This window comes from Wenzhouxiangella indolica, assembly GCF_042310355.1.
GTDB lineage: Bacteria > Pseudomonadota > Gammaproteobacteria > Xanthomonadales > Wenzhouxiangellaceae > Wenzhouxiangella.
This window is the reverse complement of the sequence record NZ_JBHJMR010000001.1, coordinates 375,795-392,109: the sequence shown is the minus strand read 5'-3', so window position 1 is coordinate 392,109 and position 16,315 is coordinate 375,795. Positions and strand designations below refer to the sequence as shown.

General features: G+C 66.8%; 20 protein-coding genes. 18 read left to right on the top strand and 2 right to left on the bottom strand.

What is annotated here, in order from left to right; translation table 11 throughout:
- Window positions 1–52 precede the first annotated feature (52 nt).
- The 4 genes from rsxA to ACDC67_RS01835 are packed head-to-tail and all read left to right on the top strand — an operon-like array spanning window position 53 to window position 3,369.
- On the top strand, window positions 53–631 hold the full coding sequence (gene rsxA / locus ACDC67_RS01850) for an electron transport complex subunit RsxA (protein ID WP_376690126.1): 579 nt from the start codon (window positions 53–55) through the stop codon (window positions 629–631).
- Window positions 632–689: 58 nt separating this feature from the next.
- Window positions 690–2,003 carry a PQQ-dependent sugar dehydrogenase gene (locus ACDC67_RS01845; protein WP_376690125.1) on the top strand — a complete coding sequence of 438 codons (1,314 nt, stop codon included), beginning with the start codon at window positions 690–692 and terminating at the stop codon, window positions 2,001–2,003.
- Window positions 2,004–2,017: 14 nt separating this feature from the next.
- Entirely contained in the window at window positions 2,018–2,587 is a 570-nt protein-coding gene (locus ACDC67_RS01840; protein ID WP_376690124.1) for a PH domain-containing protein, read from the top strand.
- Window positions 2,584–3,369: a DUF2189 domain-containing protein gene (locus ACDC67_RS01835; protein ID WP_376690123.1), complete on the top strand. Its 786-nt coding sequence runs from the start codon at window positions 2,584–2,586 to the stop codon at window positions 3,367–3,369. Before ACDC67_RS01840 ends, ACDC67_RS01835 begins: the two co-directional genes overlap by 4 nt.
- A gap of 6 nt (window positions 3,370–3,375) precedes the next feature.
- Here ACDC67_RS01835 and ACDC67_RS01830 read toward each other — a convergent pair whose 3' ends face one another.
- Window positions 3,376–3,744 (bottom strand): cupin domain-containing protein, encoded by a 369-nt coding sequence (locus ACDC67_RS01830; protein WP_376690122.1) that lies wholly within the window; start codon window positions 3,742–3,744, stop codon window positions 3,376–3,378.
- Window positions 3,745–3,860: 116 nt separating this feature from the next.
- On the opposite strand from ACDC67_RS01830, the gene rsxB reads away from it, so the two are divergent.
- The 9 genes from rsxB to ACDC67_RS01785 all read left to right on the top strand — a co-directional run bounded on the left by rsxB (window position 3,861) and on the right by ACDC67_RS01785 (window position 11,209).
- Window positions 3,861–4,418 carry an electron transport complex subunit RsxB gene (gene rsxB / locus ACDC67_RS01825; RefSeq protein WP_376690121.1) on the top strand — a complete coding sequence of 186 codons (558 nt, stop codon included), beginning with the start codon at window positions 3,861–3,863 and terminating at the stop codon, window positions 4,416–4,418.
- Complete coding sequence (gene rsxC / locus ACDC67_RS01820; RefSeq protein ID WP_376690120.1) at window positions 4,411–5,949, top strand: electron transport complex subunit RsxC; 1,539 nt, start codon at window positions 4,411–4,413, stop codon at window positions 5,947–5,949. The genes rsxB and rsxC overlap by 8 nt, the downstream gene beginning before the upstream one ends.
- Before the next feature lie 102 nt (window positions 5,950–6,051).
- On the top strand, window positions 6,052–7,077 hold the full coding sequence (locus ACDC67_RS01815) for an RnfABCDGE type electron transport complex subunit D (RefSeq protein WP_376690119.1): 1,026 nt from the start codon (window positions 6,052–6,054) through the stop codon (window positions 7,075–7,077).
- Between the two features lie 62 nt (window positions 7,078–7,139).
- Window positions 7,140–7,799 (top strand): RnfABCDGE type electron transport complex subunit G, encoded by a 660-nt coding sequence (locus tag ACDC67_RS01810; protein WP_376690118.1) that lies wholly within the window; start codon window positions 7,140–7,142, stop codon window positions 7,797–7,799.
- A complete protein-coding gene (locus ACDC67_RS01805) occupies window positions 7,792–8,481 on the top strand; it encodes an electron transport complex subunit E (RefSeq protein ID WP_376690117.1) in 690 nt (229 codons plus the stop codon). The genes ACDC67_RS01810 and ACDC67_RS01805 overlap by 8 nt, the downstream gene beginning before the upstream one ends.
- Complete coding sequence (gene nth, locus ACDC67_RS01800) at window positions 8,478–9,140, top strand: endonuclease III (RefSeq protein WP_376690116.1); 663 nt, start codon at window positions 8,478–8,480, stop codon at window positions 9,138–9,140. Before ACDC67_RS01805 ends, nth begins: the two co-directional genes overlap by 4 nt.
- A gap of 129 nt (window positions 9,141–9,269) precedes the next feature.
- Complete coding sequence (locus ACDC67_RS01795) at window positions 9,270–9,596, top strand: HvfA family oxazolone/thioamide-modified RiPP metallophore (protein ID WP_376690115.1); 327 nt, start codon at window positions 9,270–9,272, stop codon at window positions 9,594–9,596.
- Between the two features lie 13 nt (window positions 9,597–9,609).
- Window positions 9,610–10,467, top strand: coding sequence for an HvfB family MNIO-type RiPP peptide maturase (locus tag ACDC67_RS01790; RefSeq protein WP_376690114.1), 858 nt, complete (start codon window positions 9,610–9,612; stop codon window positions 10,465–10,467).
- Window positions 10,433–11,209: an HvfC family RiPP maturation protein gene (locus tag ACDC67_RS01785; RefSeq protein WP_376690113.1), complete on the top strand. Its 777-nt coding sequence runs from the start codon at window positions 10,433–10,435 to the stop codon at window positions 11,207–11,209. Before ACDC67_RS01790 ends, ACDC67_RS01785 begins: the two co-directional genes overlap by 35 nt.
- 7 nt (window positions 11,210–11,216) lie before the next feature.
- On the opposite strand, the gene ACDC67_RS01780 is transcribed toward ACDC67_RS01785, so the two are convergent.
- A complete protein-coding gene (locus tag ACDC67_RS01780) occupies window positions 11,217–12,032 on the bottom strand; it encodes a TraB/GumN family protein (RefSeq protein ID WP_376690112.1) in 816 nt (271 codons plus the stop codon).
- Window positions 12,033–12,120: 88 nt separating this feature from the next.
- Between ACDC67_RS01780 and rnt the strand changes: the two genes are divergently transcribed.
- The 5 genes from rnt to ACDC67_RS01755 all read left to right on the top strand — a co-directional run bounded on the left by rnt (window position 12,121) and on the right by ACDC67_RS01755 (window position 16,309).
- Entirely contained in the window at window positions 12,121–12,741 is a 621-nt protein-coding gene (rnt, locus tag ACDC67_RS01775) for a ribonuclease T (protein ID WP_376690111.1), read from the top strand.
- A 93-nt stretch (window positions 12,742–12,834) separates the two neighbouring features.
- Complete coding sequence (locus ACDC67_RS01770) at window positions 12,835–13,416, top strand: superoxide dismutase (protein ID WP_376690110.1); 582 nt, start codon at window positions 12,835–12,837, stop codon at window positions 13,414–13,416.
- A 94-nt stretch (window positions 13,417–13,510) separates the two neighbouring features.
- Window positions 13,511–14,686 carry an aspartate aminotransferase family protein gene (locus ACDC67_RS01765; RefSeq protein WP_376690109.1) on the top strand — a complete coding sequence of 392 codons (1,176 nt, stop codon included), beginning with the start codon at window positions 13,511–13,513 and terminating at the stop codon, window positions 14,684–14,686.
- On the top strand, window positions 14,683–15,750 hold the full coding sequence (locus ACDC67_RS01760; protein ID WP_376690108.1) for an ABC transporter ATP-binding protein: 1,068 nt from the start codon (window positions 14,683–14,685) through the stop codon (window positions 15,748–15,750). Before ACDC67_RS01765 ends, ACDC67_RS01760 begins: the two co-directional genes overlap by 4 nt.
- A complete protein-coding gene (locus ACDC67_RS01755) occupies window positions 15,740–16,309 on the top strand; it encodes a DUF1543 domain-containing protein (RefSeq protein ID WP_376690107.1) in 570 nt (189 codons plus the stop codon). The genes ACDC67_RS01760 and ACDC67_RS01755 overlap by 11 nt, the downstream gene beginning before the upstream one ends.
- Window positions 16,310–16,315 lie beyond the last annotated feature (6 nt).

The window sequence follows — 16,315 nt, the reverse complement described above, 5'->3', positions numbered from 1 at the left end:
CTTTATTCGGTGCGTTCGGTGCATTCGGTGGTTCCAAGGCCTTAGTGGAAAGATGGACTTGGTGTTGATCGTCATATCGGCCGCGCTGGTCAATAACTTCGTGCTGGTCCAGTTCCTCGGCCTGTGCCCTTTCATGGGTGTATCCAGCAGCGTGTCCTCGGCGGTGGGCATGTCGATGGCGACCGCCTTCGTGCTGACCCTGGCCTCGGTGGCGAGCTTCATGATCACCGAGTGGCTGCTGATTCCGCTGGGGCTGGAATATCTCCGAATCGTCGCCTTCATCCTGGTCATCGCCGCGCTCGTGCAACTGACCGAGTTGTACATGCGTCACGCCGCCCCGCTGCTGCACCGCGTGCTCGGCGTCTACCTGCCGCTGATCACGTCCAACTGCGCCGTGCTCGGCGTGGCCCTGCTCAACGTGCGTGAGCAGCACAGCCTGGTCGAGTCGGCTTTCTACGGCTTCGGCGCCGCGCTGGGCTTCGGCCTGGTGCTGGTCATGCTGGCCGCCGCGCGCGAGCGGATCGCCATGGCCGACGTACCCACCAGCTTTCGCGGGGCGCCGATCGGGTTGATTACCGCCGGGCTGATGGCGCTGGCCTTCATGGGCTTCGCCGGCTTCGCGAAGCTGTGATCCGCGGCTGCTAAGATACCGACATTATCGGACCAGCCTCACCTGGAGGAAATCAGCCATGAAAACCCTTTTGCTTGTCATCGGCACCATCGTGCTTGCCGCCTGCAACACCGAACCGAGCTCCAGCGCGGCCGAGCAGGAACCCGCCAGCGACGCCTCCAGCACGACGGCGGTCGACGGCGGCGAGCAGGAATCCACCGCCAGCGCTGCAGGCGAGGAAGGGGAAACCGAAAGCCCCCGTACGGAGGAGACCCGCGACCGCGAGGCGCCGCACCTGGAGCCGGCTTTCTCGGGACAGACGCGCGCGCCGATTCCCGAGAACACCGAGAACTGGTCGCTCGAAACGGTGGCCGAGGGTCTCGAACATCCCTGGGCCATTGAGTTTCTCCCCGACGGTTCGATGCTGGTCACCGAGCGGCCGGGCCGGTTGCGTCACATCACGCCGGACGGCAGCGTCTCCGACCCGCTGGCCGGGGTGCCCGAAGTCGACAACCGCAAGCAAGGCGGGCTGCTCGACGTGGCGATCGCGCCCGATTTCGAATCGAGCCGCACCGTTTTCCTGAGCTTCTCGGAGCCGCACGACGACGGCACGAACAACACCGCGCTGGCCCGCGCCCGCTTGAGCGACGACCAGACGGCGCTCGAGGACGTCGAGGTCATCTTCAGCCAGGAGCCGGCGGTCGAGTCGACCGGGCACTACGGTTCGCGCATCGTTTTCCAGGACGACGACACGCTCTGGCTGACCATGGGTGACCGCCAGGGTCACCCGGTGCGTCAGAACGCGCAGGATCCGACCAACCACATCGGCACCGTGGTGCGCCTGAACGTCGACGGCTCCGTGCCGCAGGACAACCCCTTCGTCGACCACGAGGAGAACGCGGCGGAGATCTGGTCCTGGGGCCACCGCAACATCCAGGCCGCGGTCATGGACGCCGACAGCCAGCTCTGGACCATCGAACACGGCCCGCGCGGCGGTGACGAACTCAACCTGACCCAGGCGGGCAAGAACTACGGCTGGCCGACGATCAGCTACGGCATCGAGTATCGCGGCGGCGATGTCTACGAGGGCCGCACCGAGGCCGAGGGCATGGAGCAGCCGGTCTACTTCTGGGACCCGGTGATCGCGCCCTCGGGCATGGACTTCTACACCGGCGACGCATTCGAGGCATGGCAGGGCGACCTGTTCGTCGGCGGCCTGCGGGAGCAGCGCGTCTCGCGCCTGATTCTCGAGAACAACCGGGTCACGGGCGAGGAGTGGCTGTCGATCGGCGCTCGCGTGCGCGACGTCAAGACCGGACCGGACGGCGCCATCTACCTCGTCACCGACCAGCCCGACGGCGGGGTCATGCGGATCGTGCCCGAAGACCGCTGAACGGCAGCCGGCCCATGAAGAACCGAACCGCGATTCTGCGCGAGGCGCCGATCAAGCCCCAGGTCATCCGCTACCAGCTCTGGGGTACGGCGATTCTGCTGACACTCATCGTCGTCGGCATCCCGCTGATCCCGATCGTGCTGCCCATCGTCTACCTGGTGCTCAAGCGCTACTACGCCCGCCTGGAGATCGTGCTGACCCGGCGCGATCTCAAGGTTCGCCGCGGAATCTGGAACGTCGAGGAGAAAAGCATTCCGCTGGAGAAGATCACCGATCTCGCGCTCTACCAGGGCCCCATCATGCGCCTGTTCGACATCAAGGGGATGCGCGTGGAAACCGCCGGCCAGTCGTCGCAGGGCGCGCTGGTCAGCATCGTCGGCATCGACGAGGTGGATGACTTCCGCGACGCCGTGCTCGATCAGCGCGACCGCATCAGCGACTGGCAGGAGTCCGACGACACAACGGCGACGCCGGACCCGGCATCGGCCGAGACCGCCGGCACGCTGGGCCTGCTCACCGAGATCCGCGACAGCCTGCAGCGAATCGAGCGCGGCCTGGCCGACGATCGCGACGCGGGCCAGTGAACGCGGCTTCGAAACAGCCGACGCCGCCGGAGGAACTGCCCTTTGCCGCACCCTGCCGGCAACTGGCGCTGTCCGAGCCCATCGGCTGGCTTCGCCTCGGCTGGGCCGACCTCAAGGCCGCGCCGCGCCAGAGTCTTTGCTACGGCGTCATCATGCTGGCGCTGAGCTACCTGATCACCGCTGCGACCTGGCTGTTCGGCAACGCCGGGCTCTACCTCGGACTGGTGTCGGGTTTCGTATTCGTCGGGCCGTGGCTGGCGCTGACCCTCTACTCGATCAGCCGCCGGCTGGAGGAAGAGCGACGGGTCAGCCTGGCGCGCAGCATGGGCGATGCCGCCCGCGCCGTCGGCAACGCCCTGGTTTTCGCCGTGATCCTGACGGTGGTCTTCCTGGTCTGGGCCCGGGCGGCGACCATGGTGCACGTGTTCTTTCCAGCCGCCGACAATCCGGGCTGGTCCGAGCTGCTGCCCTTCCTCGCCGTGGGCTCGCTGATCGGCGCGGTCTTCAGCGCCATCGTGTTCGCGGCCAGCGCCTTTTCCCTGCCGATGCTGATGGACCGGCGCACCGACACCGTCACCGCGGTGGTCACTTCGATCAACGCGGTGTTGAGAAACAAGGGCGCGATGGCGATCTGGGCGGCCATCATCGTCGGCTGCGTCCTGCTGGGCGCGCTGACCGCGTGGCTGGCATTCATCGTTCTGTTGCCGCTGATCGGTCACGCCACCTGGCACGCCTACCGGCGCACCATCGACGCCGGCCAGTGGCCGGCGCTCGAATACTGACGCCGATCAGGACGCCTCTTCCCGGGATTCGTGCTCGGTGCCCGGCTCGTGCTCCGGCGGCGAGTAGGTGGTGTAGAGCTTGAGCATTCCGGAGCCGGTGTTCTTGAAGTTGTGCCAGGTGCCCGAGGGAACGATGCTCACGTCGCCGGCAACGACTTTTTCTTCGCGCTCGCCGATCTTCGCCAGCCCCTCGCCGTCGACGAACCACAACAGCTGGTCGTGGCCTTCATGCACCTCGCCGCCGATTTCGTCGCCTTCGGCGATGGCCATCAGCACCAGCTGACTGTTTTCACCGGTCCAGATGACCTTGCGGAACTCGTCATTGTCCCGGGCCATCTGCACGATCGGCAGGGTTGTCTTGTTGGTCTCGCTCATTCCTCTTACCTCACTGTTCCGAAACGCGTCAGTCGGATTATGCCGCACATCAACCCTGCTGCATTTGCTTCAAATCAACGGCCACGCAGGCGATTCAATCGCACTATCATGACGCCATGATCACCGCCATTCTGACGCTGACCGCCATGGCGCTCTTGATCGGGGCCGTGCTGTTGTGGCTCGGCCGTCGCCTCGCGCCCGACGAGGACAGCCTGGTCGAGCACATCAACGCGACCCTGCCGCAGACCCAGTGCGCACAGTGCGGCTACCCGGGCTGCCGACCCTACGCGCAGGCCATCGCCAACGGCGAGGCCGACATCAACCAGTGCCCGCCCGGCGGCGAGCAAGGCGTGAAGAAGCTCGCCGCCCTGCTCGACGTCGAACCCAAGCCCCTCGACGAGACGCGGGGCGAGCACAAGCCGCCCATGGTGGCGGTCATCGACGAGGAGCGCTGCATCGGCTGCACGCTTTGCATCCAGGCCTGCCCGGTCGACGCCATACTGGGAGCGCAGCGCCAGATGCACACCATCATCGAGACCGAGTGCACCGGCTGTGAACTGTGCATCGAGCCCTGCCCGGTCGACTGCATCGACCTGGTCGAACTGGGCGAACCCTGGCGCTGGCCGCGCCCGGCGCCCATCCCGATCAGGATCCGGGAGCCGGCGCATGGATGAAGCCCTTCCCGGCGACCGTATCCACGGGTTTCCAGGCGGGCTGAAGCTCGCGCACCACAAGCAGGTCGCCTGTCGCCAGCCGATCGCGCGACCTGCGCTGCCCGGCCGCCTGTTCATCGCCCTGCGCCAGCACCAGGGCGATGCCGGGCGTCCAGTCGTCGCCGCCGGCGACCGGGTTGCCAAGGGCCAGGCGCTGACCGAAGCGGGCGACGATTTCATCGTGCCCGAGCACGCGCCGACTTCCGGCACGATCGAGGGCGTTGTCGACCACCCCGCCGCCCTGCCGCCCGGCGGCACCCGGCGAAGCATCGTACTGGTCCCCGACGGCGAAGACCGCTGGACGACCACCCATCCCCTCGACGACTGGTCGCGGCGCTCGCCCGAAGCAATCGTCGACCACCTGCACCGCTTGGGCCTGGCCGGCCTGGGTGGTGCCATGTTCCCGTCCGCGGCCAAGCTTCGCGGCGACTGGGCGCGGCTGCACACCGTCATCCTCAACGGCGCCGAATGCGAACCCTGGATTGCCTGCGACGAGATGCTCATGCGCGAGCGCGCCAGCGACGTGGTCGAGGGCGGCCTGGTCCTGGCGCGTGCCGCCGGCGCGCGGCAGGTCGTCATCGCCATCGAGGACCGCATGGGCGCCGTCGAGGAGAAACTGCGCCAGGCGCGAAGCGAGCTGGAGGCCGAAGCGGCCGTGCGGATCCGCAAGGTCTTCACGGTCTATCCCGAGGGCGGGGAACGCCAGATCGTCCAGGCCCTGACCGGCCGCGAAGTGCCCTTTGATGGCCTGCCGCAGGACCTGGGCATGGTCGTTCACAACGTCGGCACGGCCGCGGCGGCGCGCGACGCCGTGGTCGAGGGCCGTCCGCTGATCGAGCGCGTCGTCACCGTCACCGGTCCGGGCATTCGCGCGCCGCGCAACCTGCTGGCGCTGATCGGCACGCCTTTCAGCCACCTGGTCGAAGCCGCCGGCGGCTACCAGGGGGAGGTGACCCGGTTGATCCTGGGCGGCCCGATGTCGGGCACCGCCCTGGCCAGCGACGAGATCCCGGTCACCAAGGGCAGCAACTGCGTGCTCGCCCTGACCCGCCGCGAAACCTCGCCGACGCAACCGGTGATGCCGTGCATCAACTGCGGAGAATGCGTGCGCGTCTGTCCGGCGCGTCTTCTGCCGCAAACCCTGTTCAAGCTCGTCGAGGCTGCGAACTACGACGGCGCAGCCGACTACGACCTGGCCGACTGCATCGAATGCGGCTGCTGCGCGGCGGTCTGCCCCAGCCATATTCCGCTGGTCGACTTCTACAAGCACGGCAAGGACGAGCTGGCCCGCCGCCAGCTCGACCGCCGCCGGGCAACCCTGGCGAAGAGGCGCTACGAGGCGCGGGAAGAACGCCTGGCGCGGGAGAAAGCCGAGCGCCAGGCTCGCCGCAAGGAGCGCGAGAAAAAGCTCCAGCGGCCCGACAAGGCGCAGGACGAAATCCAGGCCGCCATCGAGCGGGCCAGGCGCAAGAAGGAGGGGGGCGATGACTGAGCGTCCGCGGTATGCCGAAGTCGTTGCGGCAAGGATCGGCGAGGTTTCAGGTTTAAGGTTTCAGGTTTCAGGAAAACCACCTCGCGACCGACGGGGGCCCGCGTGAAATTCCCCGTCTCCGGCGCCCCTTTTCAGCCGCCTGCCACCAGCGTGGGCGGGGTCATGCGGCAGGTGCTGTATGCCCTGGTGCCGGCCGTTGCCGCGCATATCTGGTTCTTCGGCTACGGGATTCTTTTCCAGATCGCTCTGGCCGTCGGTTTTGCCGTCGGTTTCGAGGCGATCATGCTCAAGCTGCGCGATCGCCCGGTCCGGCTGTTCCTGTCCGACTACAGCGCAGTTGTCACGGGCGTGCTGTTCGCCCTGTGCCTGCCGCCGCTGGCGCCGTGGTGGATCGCCGCCATCGGCATGCTGTTCGCGGTCGTCATCGCCAAGCACCTCTACGGCGGGCTCGGCTACAACCTGTTCAACCCGGCCATGGTCGGCTTCGCCGCCGTCATCGTCGCGTTTCCGATGGAGCTGAGCCAGTGGCTTCTGCCGCGCTCCCTCTCGCCGGGCCTGCCCGGACTGATCGAAACCGGCCGGGCCGTCCTGACCGGCAGCCTTCCGGCCGGGCTGGACATCGATGCGGTCACCGGCGCGACGCCGCTGGACACGCTTCGAACCGGCGTGCGCGAAAGCCTGCTGGTCACCGAAATCCGCCAGGCCCCGATTTTCGGTGACTTCGGCGGTCGCGGCTGGGAGTGGATCGCCAACTTCTACGCCCTGGGCGGCCTCTACCTGGTCTGGAAGCGGGTGATTTCCTGGCACGTACCGGTCGCCCTCATCGCCACGACCATCATCGTGTCGATGCCGCTGTGGCTGCTCGGACCCGATATCCACCCCTCGCCGGCGCAGCACATCTTCTCCGGCGCGCTCGTGCTGGCCGCCTTCTTCATCGCCACCGACCCGGTCAGCGGCTGCAGTACCCCGCGCGGCAAGCTCGTCTTCGGTGCCGGCGTCGCCATCCTCACCCTGGCCATCCGTCGCTGGGGCGGCTATCCCGACGGCGTGGCCTTCGCCGTGCTGCTGATGAACATGGCCGCGCCGCTGGTCGATCGCCTGACGCGGCCGCGAACCTACGGGCACTGAAGCCATGGATAACAGCAGCGTGAACTCCCCGGCGCCAGGCTGGGTCGCCAGCCGCGAAGCGCTTGCGTACAATCCTGATCGTGAATCCGGTTTCGAAATCGCTTCTTTCACCCCTTGCCGCCCTCGGTGCGCTGGGGCTGGCGGCGGCCTTGTTGCTGGCCGGGTTGAACTCGGTGACCGAGGAGCGCATCGCGGCGGAACGTCGCGACCACGCTTTGCGGGGGATCCTGTCGATGCTCGAGGGCGTGGATCACGACAACGACCTGCTCGAGACCGGTCGGAGGATCGACATCGGCGGCCTCGAGGCCGTCCGTGTCTATACCGCTCGACGGCAGGGTCGGCCCGAGGCGTACGTGACAGACTTGACCACGCCGGACGGCTACAGCGGCGACATCCGGCTGCTCGTCGCCATCGACTCGGGGGGGAGCGTGCTGGGCGTGCGCGTGCTCGAACACCGCGAAACGCCCGGCCTGGGCGACAGAATCGAGCGCAGCAAGAGCGACTGGCTGAAGCAGTTCGAAGGCAAGTCCCTGGCAAGCCCGCCAGCCGACGCGTGGGCGCCGGATCGCAGGGGCGGCGAGTTCGATACCGTCACCAGCGCAACCATCACGTCGACCGCCGTCATCAATGCACTCAAGATTGTCCTGCAGGCCTTCGAGGCGAACCGGGACACGCCGTTTGCGGGCATGGAAGACACCGACAGCCGGGGGCAGGATGATTGACCGCAAGCGCATCTGGGGCGACGGGCTTTGGCGCAACAACCCCGGCCTCGTTCAGTTGCTGGGCCTGTGCCCCCTGTTGGCCGTAACCAACAGCGCGATCAACGGGTTGGGCCTGGGCGTCGCCACGCTGCTGGTGCTGACCATCAGCAGCCTGCTCGTTTCGATGCTGCGCGCATCCTGGCGCCCCGAGATCCGCATCCCAGCCTTCGTCCTGATCATCGCCACGACGGTCACGGCCATCGATCTGGCGATGCAGGCCTGGCTGCACGAACTCAGCCGCACCCTGGGCATTTTCGTGCCGCTGATCGTGACCAATTGCACCATCCTGGCGCGGGCCGAGGCCTTTGCCTCCAGGCAGCCCGTGGGGGCCGCCGTGCACGATGCCCTGGCCCAGGGCAGCGGCTTCGCCGCGGTGCTGATCGTGCTGGGTGCCGGACGCGAGATCGTCGGCCAGGGCACCCTGCTGGCCGACGCGGAGATGCTGTTCGGCCAAGCGGCCGCCGACTGGACACTGCGGCTGCTGCCTTTCGATCAGGGACTGCTGCTCGCCGTCCTGCCGCCGGGCGCCTTCATCGGCCTGGGACTGATGGTGGCGCTGTGGCAGTTCCTGGCCCGTCGGCCGCGCAGCCGTGAAGTAGAATCCGGCGCTTCGCCAGCGACTGCCGAAGCGACGACCCCATGAACAAGGCCGACCGAGAAGCGTTCTTCCACCGTCTCCGGGAGCTCGATCCCCACCCGACCACCGAGCTCGAATACGACAGCCCCTTCGAACTCCTGGTCGCAGTGATCCTGTCGGCCCAGGCCACCGACGTCGGCGTCAACAAGGCCACGCGCAGGCTGTTTCCCGTGGCCAACACGCCCGCGCAGATCCTCGCGCTGGGCGAGGACGGCCTCAAGGAATACATCAAGACCATCGGCCTGTTCAATTCCAAGGCGAAGAACATCATGCGGACCTGCCGGGACCTGATCGACAAGCACGATGGCGTGGTGCCGGATTCGCGCGCTGAACTGGAAGCGCTGGCCGGGGTGGGACGCAAAACCGCCAACGTGGTGCTCAACACCGCCTTCGGCCAGCCGACGATGGCCGTGGACACGCATATTTTCCGGGTCGCCAACCGCACGGGACTGGCGCCGGGAAAGACGCCCCTGGCGGTGGAGAAAGCCCTGCTCAAGCGCGTTCCAGAAGCCTACCTGCAGGACGCCCATCACTGGCTGATCCTGCACGGCCGCTATACCTGCAGGGCGCGCAAGCCCCTGTGCGGCCAGTGTCCGGTCTACGACCTGTGCCGCTGGCGTCAGAAGCAGCGCCACCTCGAGGCAACTCGCCCGAACCCGATGTAACCGGGCTTCTTCCGTAGCGGGCAGACCACGTAATTTCCCCTAGCGACTGTTTAACCTTGAGGTGCTAGAGTAATTGACGAACATCAAGTTCGGTGTTCGGTCTCATTCCAATTCAATGGAGGATCTGTCATGTCCGACAAGAAACACCTGTTAACCGCGATCAGCACCGTGGCCGCCGCTTCGTTTTCCCTCAGTGCAATGGCTTCCCAGGGCGCCGGCGCGGATCCCTTCCAGGCCGAGGATCTCCCGGCCGGATTCCAGGTCTCCGCCGACGACCACAAGGAAGGCAAGTGCGGTGAAGGCTCCTGTGGTGAAGACAAGGACGAAGAAGGCAGCTGCGGCGAAGGCTCCTGCGGCGAAGGCTCCTGCGGCGAAGACTCCGATGACGACAAGGATGACAAGGACGACAAGGACGAAGAAGGTTCCTGCGGCGAAGGAACCTGCGGCGTCGCTTGATTCGCACAGGGTCATGTCACAGCCAACAAGCTTCGAACTCGGGGGAGCCGGCCTGGGCCTAAGGCGCGGCCTGCTCGAACCCCTCCGCGAGGCCGACCTCTCCGAGGTCGGCTTCATGGAGGTCGCTCCCGAAAACTGGATCGGCGTCGGCGGCCGCCTCGGCCGCCGCTTCGCCGAGTACACCGAGCGCTTTCCGTTCGTCTGTCACGGGCTGTCGCTCTCGCTGGGCGCGCCCGATCCGCTCGATCGCGGCTTTCTCGAGCGGGTTCGGCGCTTTCTCGACGAGCACGACATCCGCGGCTACTCCGAACACCTGAGTTACTGCTCCGAGCACGGCCACCTCTACGATCTGATGCCGATTCCGTTCACCGAGGAAGCCGTCGACTGGGTCGCCTCGCGCATTCGCCAGACCCAGGACATCGTCGGTCGCCGCATCGCCGTGGAGAACATCTCGTATTACGCGACGGTCGGGGCGGAAATGAGCGAGCTGGAGTTCATCAATGCCGTGCTCGATCGGGCCGACTGCCGGCTGCTGCTCGACGTCAACAACATCTACGTCAACAGCGTCAACCATCGCTACGACCCGCACGCCTTTCTCGCCGGCCTACCCGCCGAACGGGTCGCCTACATTCACGTCGCCGGCCATCACAACGAAGCCGAGGACCTGATCGTGGACACGCACGGCGCGCCGGTCATCGACCCGGTCTGGCAACTGCTGGCCGAGGCCTACCAGCGCTTTGGTGCCGTCCCGACCCTGCTCGAACGCGACTTCAATTTTCCGCCGGTCGAGGAGTTGCTCGCCGAAGTGACCCGGATCCGCACCCTGCAGGACCAACATGCCACCGCTCAAAGACAGCAATACGCCTCCTGACAGCCTGCTCGCCCTGCAACGGCGGTTCGCCGGGCATATCCGGGACCCGGAGCGGGTCGAGGCACCGGAAGGACTGGAAGACCGCCGCCTGGCGATCTACCGCCGCCTGTTCTTCGGCAACCTGAGCAATCTCTTCTCGAAGAACTTTCCGGTGCTGTTCAAGCTCGTCGACACGGAACGCTGGCAGGCGCTGATCCGGGAGTTCATGACCGGGCACCGCGCCACGACCCCCCTGTTCACCGAAATCGGGCGGGAATTCGTGCGTTTCCTCGAAACGGAGCAACCCGACAAGCTGCCGCCGTTTGCGCTGGAGCTGGCACACTGGGAGTTTCTCGAGACCTGCGTTCGTCTGGACGAAGCGGACCCCGACGCGGTCGACTGCAACGACGACGGCGACCTGTTGTCGGCGGCGATCGCGATCAACCCCACGCTGCGCCTGGCGCAATACCGCTGGCCTGTGCACGAAATCGGACCGCGGTACCAGCCCGAAGCGCCGCTCGAGCAGCCGCTGATCCTCGCTGCCTGGCGAAAGCGCAACGACCACACCGGATTCATGAAGCTCAACGCCGTCACGGCCCGCCTGCTGGAGCTCATCGAGCGCGAACCCGAAAGCCGGGGCCGGGCGATTCTCGAGCGAATCGCCGAGGAAATGAAGGCGGCCGATCCGGGCCCCATCGTCGAATCCGGCCGTGCGATGCTCGAGCGCCTGCGCGAGCGCGAGGTCATTCTCGGCGCCCGTTGACGCCGGCTCAGTAAATCTCCTCGAGCCGCCAGCCGCGCTGCCTCAACAATTCAATCAAACCATTGTCGCCGTGCAGGTGCAAGGCGCCGACGGCGATGATCAGCCCGCCTTCTTCCAGCCAGCCCTCGGCCCGCTCGAGCATGCGCCGGTTGCGCTCGTTCAGCCCACGCTCGGCGAAATAGCGAACCAGCCCCTCGTCCAGCCCGGCCAGCTGTTCGGTGGCCAGGGCGTCGAGGCGAGCGAGGTCGCCGTCGAGGTAGGCCGCGACCAACTCGTCGAACTCGGCCGCGTAGGCGTCGTGGTCGACAACGGTTTCACGAATCAGGCTGATCTGGTCGGCTCGCCGCATACCGGCCAGGAAATCGATCTGCTCGTCGACCGACTCCAGGGCCACCACATCCAGCCCGGCGCCCTGGGCGCGGTAGGACAGCATCAGGTCCATGTACATGCCCGTCTCGGGCGGCTGCGTGCCCAGGGTCAGCGCCGCCGCCCAGGGTTTCAGCCGGTCCACGGCCGGCTCGCTCATCCCGTACTTCTCGGTCAGGATGGACACCACGCGCTCGTAGAGCGCCGGTTCCAGGACTTCGCTGAGCGGCTCGTCGCGCGAGCGCATCGCCGCCTGGAGCGTGTCGAGCATGCCCGCGTCGGGTACCAGCTCGAGCGCGATGCGATCAGCCTGGCGAAGCGCATCGACCAGGGGTTCCGGCCACTCCAGCAGGCGCGGATCCTCGCTGTGCATGGTACCCAGCAGCCAGTTCTGTCGCCCCTGGTCGTCCGTGACCGACCAGAAGACCGCCGCCGGGGCCGACAGCGGTAGCAGCAACAGCAACGCGAGAAGGGGGCGCCACCGACTTCGGTGGTCAAACGGGAGTCGGTGCATTATCCTGCCTCTTTTGCCTGCTCGCATTCTCATGCCTTCAATCGTCAACCGCTTCCGCGGTTTCCAGCCCGTAGTCGTCGACGTCGAAACCGGCGGCTTCAACGCTCGAACCGATGCCCTGCTGGAACTGGCCATGTGCATCATCGAAATGGATGAAGACGGCTGGCTTTCGCCCGGCGAGGTCATGATGCAGCATATCAAGCCCTTCGAGGGCGCCAACATCGAAGAAGCCGCGCTCGAGTTCAACGGCATTCGCCCCGACCACCCGCTGCGCCCGGCGGTGACCGAGCGCGAGGCCCTGCAGCAGCTGTTCCTGCCGGTACGACACAGCCTGCGCGAGACCGGCTGCAAGCGCGCCGTGCTGGTCGGCCACAATGCGCATTTCGACCTCGGTTTCCTCAACGCAGCGGTCGAGCGCACCGGCTACAAACGCAACCCCTTCCACCCCTTCAGCTGCTTCGACACCGCCACGCTCGGCGGCCTGGCCTATGGTCAGACCGTACTGGCGCGGGCAGTGGTCGCCGCCGGCCTCGACTGGGACAAGAGCCAGGCCCACTCGGCCGCCTACGATACCGAACGGACGGCCTCGCTTTTTTGCAATATCGTCAACCGCTGGCGTCATCTCCAGGAAATCGAGGATGAAATCGGATGAACGCCAGGTAGCGTGGATTCGCGCCCCCTTGAAACGAAGGGTTTATCATTCGCACATAGTTTATTGACTGTCCAAGCAACGGAGGAACGCACCATGGCTTTTGAGCTTCCCGAACTGCCCTACTCGATGGATGCGCTCGCACCCAATATTTCCCGCGAGACGCTCGACTACCACTACGGCAAGCACCACCAGACCTACGTGACCACCCTCAACGGCATGATCGACGGCACCGAGTTCGCCGACATGGACCTCGAGGAAATCGTGCGCAAATCCTCCGGCCCGATGTTCAACAACGCCGGCCAGATCTGGAATCACAACCTGTACTGGCGCTGCATGACGCCCGACGGCGGCAAGCAGCCCGAAGGCAAGCTCGGCGAGCTGATCCAGCGCGACTTCGGCGACTACAACCGCTTCGTCGACGCTTTCACGCAAGCCTGCGTCAAGCGCTTCGGATCCGGCTGGGGCTGGCTGGTTCAGACCCCGGACGGCAAGCTGGAAGTGACCTCCACGCCCAACGCCGAGAACCCGCTGCTGAGCGACAACACCGCCCTGCTCGGCTGCGACGTCTGGGAACACGCCTACTACATCGACTACCGCAACGCCCGCCCCAAGTACGTCGAAGCGTTCCTTGAAATCGTCGACTGGGACTTCGTCGCCTCGCGCCTTCACGGCTGAGCGCATCGGCCGGCCCATTACCGGCGGCGCGAACGCGCCGCCGGTACCCGATCAGCGGTAGAATGACCGCGTCCTTCACTTTCCGACGCGCTTGATGACGCATCTGTTCAACACCTATGCGCGCATGCCGGTGCGCATCGTCCGCGGCGAGGGCGCCTGGCTGGTCGACGATCAGGGCAAGCGCCACCTCGACGCCATCTCCGGCATCGGTGTGTGCAGCCTGGGCCATGCCCATCCGAAACTGGCCGACGCGATCGCCGACCAGGCGCACAAGCTCATCCACACGGCCAACATCGTCGAGCTGCCCCTGCAGGAGCAACTCGGCGAGGCGCTGTCCGAAATCAGCGGCCTGGACGCCGCCTTCATCGCCAACACCGGCGCCGAGGCGATCGAGTGCGCACTCAAGCTTTCGCGCCTGCACGCCCGCGAGCGGGGCATCGAGCGCCCGGCCGTCCTGGTCGCCGAACACGGCTTTCACGGCCGCACCCTGGCCGGCATCAGCGCTTCGGGCAACCCCGCCATCCAGGACGGCTACGCGCCGCTGGTCGAGGGCTTCGTGCGGGTGCCGTTCGGCGACACGGACGCGGCCGAGCGGGCCCTGGCCGACAACCCCGGGATCGTCGCCGTGCTGGTCGAATCGATCCAGGGCGAGGGCGGTGTGCACGTACCGCCCGACGACTACCTGCCCGGTCTGCGCCGTCTGTGCGACGAGCACGGCGCCCTGCTGATGCTCGACGAGATCCAGAGCGGCATGAACCGCAGCGGATGCTGGTTCGCCTTCCAGCATCACGCCGGCCTCGAACCCGATGTCGTCACCGTGGCCAAGGCGCTGGGCAACGGTGTGCCGGTGGCTGCCTGCCTGGCGCGCGAGCCTGTGGCCGCGTTGATGAAGCCGGGCAGCCACGGCACGACCTTCGGCGGCAATCCCCTCGCCTGCCGCGCGGCGCTGACCGTCATCGACATCATGCGCGAGGACGGCATCGGCGCGCGCGCCGCCAGCGCCGGCCGCCGACTCGTCGACCGGCTTCGGCAGGGACTCGACGGACTGCCTCCGGTCAGGGAGATTCGTGGCCGCGGACTGATGGTGGGGATCGAACTCGACCGCGACTGCGCCGACCTGAAGGCCGACGCCCTCGACGCCGGCGTGATCATCAACGTCACCCGCGGCCGGACCGTTCGCCTGCTGCCGCCCCTGATCGTGGACGAGGACGAGGTCGACCGCATTGCCGATGTGGTCACCTCGAGTATCCGCAAGCGCTACTGCCCATGATTCTCGAAGTCGACGATATCTGGCTCGGCTACGAGGAGACCAGCGTCATTCGCGGCCTGAGTTTCGAGCTCGACGTCGGCGAAATCGGTTGCCTGCTGGGCGCGTCGGGTTGCGGCAAGACCACGGCCCTGCGCGCCATCGCCGGCTTCGAACCGCTGCGCGCCGGCGAGATTCGCATCGGCGGCCGGGTCGCCTCGACGCCCGACTTCCGGCTGGCCCCGGAAAAGCGCAGCGTCGGCATGGTGTTCCAGGACCATGCGCTGTTCCCGCACCTCGACGTGGCCGGTAATGTCGGGTTCGGCCTGCGCAAGCTCTCGCGTGCCGAGCGCGGGCGCCGCATCGACGAGTTGCTCGAGCTGACCGGCCTGGGCGGCTACTCGCATCGCTATCCCCACGAGCTTTCCGGCGGCCAGCAACAGCGCGTGGCCCTGGCGCGCGCCCTGGCGCCCGAGCCGGACGTGCTGTTGATGGACGAGCCCTTCTCCAACCTCGACGCCCGCCTTCGGCGCCACGTCGGCGAGGAGGTCCGCAGCATTCTCAAGGCACGCGGCACGGCTACGCTGATGGTCACCCATGATCAGCAGGAAGCCTTCGCCCTAGCCGACCGGGTGGGGCTGCTCAAGGACGGACGCATGCTGCAATGGGATTCGCCCTACCAGCTCTACCACCGCCCGGCCAGCCACTACGTGGCCGCCTTCACCGGTCGAGGCAGTTACCTGCAGGCGCATGTCGAGGAGGAGATGCTGGTTCACGGCCTGGGCCGTTCGGCGCTGCCGCGGGAACGACCCGAAGGCGACGAGTTGGCCCTGCTCATCCGCCCCGACGATATCCGTCCCGACGCCGACGGCCCGCGCGCACGGGTGGTGGCCCGCCAGTTCCAGGGCGCGCAGATTCTCTACCGCCTGCGGCTCGACACCGGCGAGGAAATCGCGGCGTTGTTCCCCAGCCACGATGACTACGCCGTCGACGAGCTCATCGGCGTGACCCTGGACGCGCGCCACCTGGTGCTGTTTCCAACGGCGCAGGCCGAATCCTTCATCAGCCCGAGCCAACATGAGCACTGAAGACGCACGCCAGCCCTCGCTCTTCGTCGTGTGCCTGGGCGGGCGCATCGCCGGCTGCCGGGTCGAATTGCACGATATCGCCTTCGCGCTGGGGACGGATATCGAGGCAACCCACCATCAGTTGCTCGATCAGTGGTTCGGCGACCCGGACGGACTGCACATCGACGCATGGGCGCGAATCGAACAGGTGCCGGGCTATCAGGTGGCACTGTCGCGGGCGCCCTCGGAGACCGGCATGCGCCTGTACTTCGTCAACATCGGCGGCTACGCCCCGGGCGAGCTTTGGGAGCGCCACGCCTATGCGCTCTATCCGGGACAGTCGCTGGCCGAAGTCAAGGCGCGGGCCCGCAAGGAGCTGCTGATCGGCCGCGATTCGGTCCATCGCGACGATCTCTACGATATCGACGATGTGCTCGAAGTACGCCCGGGCTCGTCGCAGGAGTGGCATATCCATCTCGAGCCTGATCCCCGAGCCGGCGAGCCGGCCGTCACCAACGGCTACCTCCCGATTCCCCGGCGCAGCGTCGCCGAGTGGCGGCAGCGACAGCAGCCGGGCTGATCACTG

Coding starts and splice junctions, on each gene's coding strand:
- nth (WP_376690116.1), top strand. CDS start 8,478: ATGAACAAGGCCGACCGAGAAGCGTTCTTCCACCGTCTCCGGGAGCTC.
- ACDC67_RS01760 (WP_376690108.1), top strand. CDS start 14,683: ATGATTCTCGAAGTCGACGATATCTGGCTCGGCTACGAGGAGACCAGC.
- ACDC67_RS01755 (WP_376690107.1), top strand. CDS start 15,740: ATGAGCACTGAAGACGCACGCCAGCCCTCGCTCTTCGTCGTGTGCCTG.
- ACDC67_RS01840 (WP_376690124.1), top strand. CDS start 2,018: ATGAAGAACCGAACCGCGATTCTGCGCGAGGCGCCGATCAAGCCCCAG.
- ACDC67_RS01830 (WP_376690122.1), bottom strand. CDS start 3,744: ATGAGCGAGACCAACAAGACAACCCTGCCGATCGTGCAGATGGCCCGG.
- ACDC67_RS01805 (WP_376690117.1), top strand. CDS start 7,792: ATGATTGACCGCAAGCGCATCTGGGGCGACGGGCTTTGGCGCAACAAC.
- rsxA (WP_376690126.1), top strand. CDS start 53: ATGGACTTGGTGTTGATCGTCATATCGGCCGCGCTGGTCAATAACTTC.
- ACDC67_RS01765 (WP_376690109.1), top strand. CDS start 13,511: ATGACGCATCTGTTCAACACCTATGCGCGCATGCCGGTGCGCATCGTC.
- rsxC (WP_376690120.1), top strand. CDS start 4,411: ATGGATGAAGCCCTTCCCGGCGACCGTATCCACGGGTTTCCAGGCGGG.
- ACDC67_RS01790 (WP_376690114.1), top strand. CDS start 9,610: ATGTCACAGCCAACAAGCTTCGAACTCGGGGGAGCCGGCCTGGGCCTA.
- ACDC67_RS01770 (WP_376690110.1), top strand. CDS start 12,835: ATGGCTTTTGAGCTTCCCGAACTGCCCTACTCGATGGATGCGCTCGCA.
- rnt (WP_376690111.1), top strand. CDS start 12,121: ATGCCTTCAATCGTCAACCGCTTCCGCGGTTTCCAGCCCGTAGTCGTC.
- ACDC67_RS01795 (WP_376690115.1), top strand. CDS start 9,270: ATGTCCGACAAGAAACACCTGTTAACCGCGATCAGCACCGTGGCCGCC.
- ACDC67_RS01845 (WP_376690125.1), top strand. CDS start 690: ATGAAAACCCTTTTGCTTGTCATCGGCACCATCGTGCTTGCCGCCTGC.
- ACDC67_RS01785 (WP_376690113.1), top strand. CDS start 10,433: ATGCCACCGCTCAAAGACAGCAATACGCCTCCTGACAGCCTGCTCGCC.
- rsxB (WP_376690121.1), top strand. CDS start 3,861: ATGATCACCGCCATTCTGACGCTGACCGCCATGGCGCTCTTGATCGGG.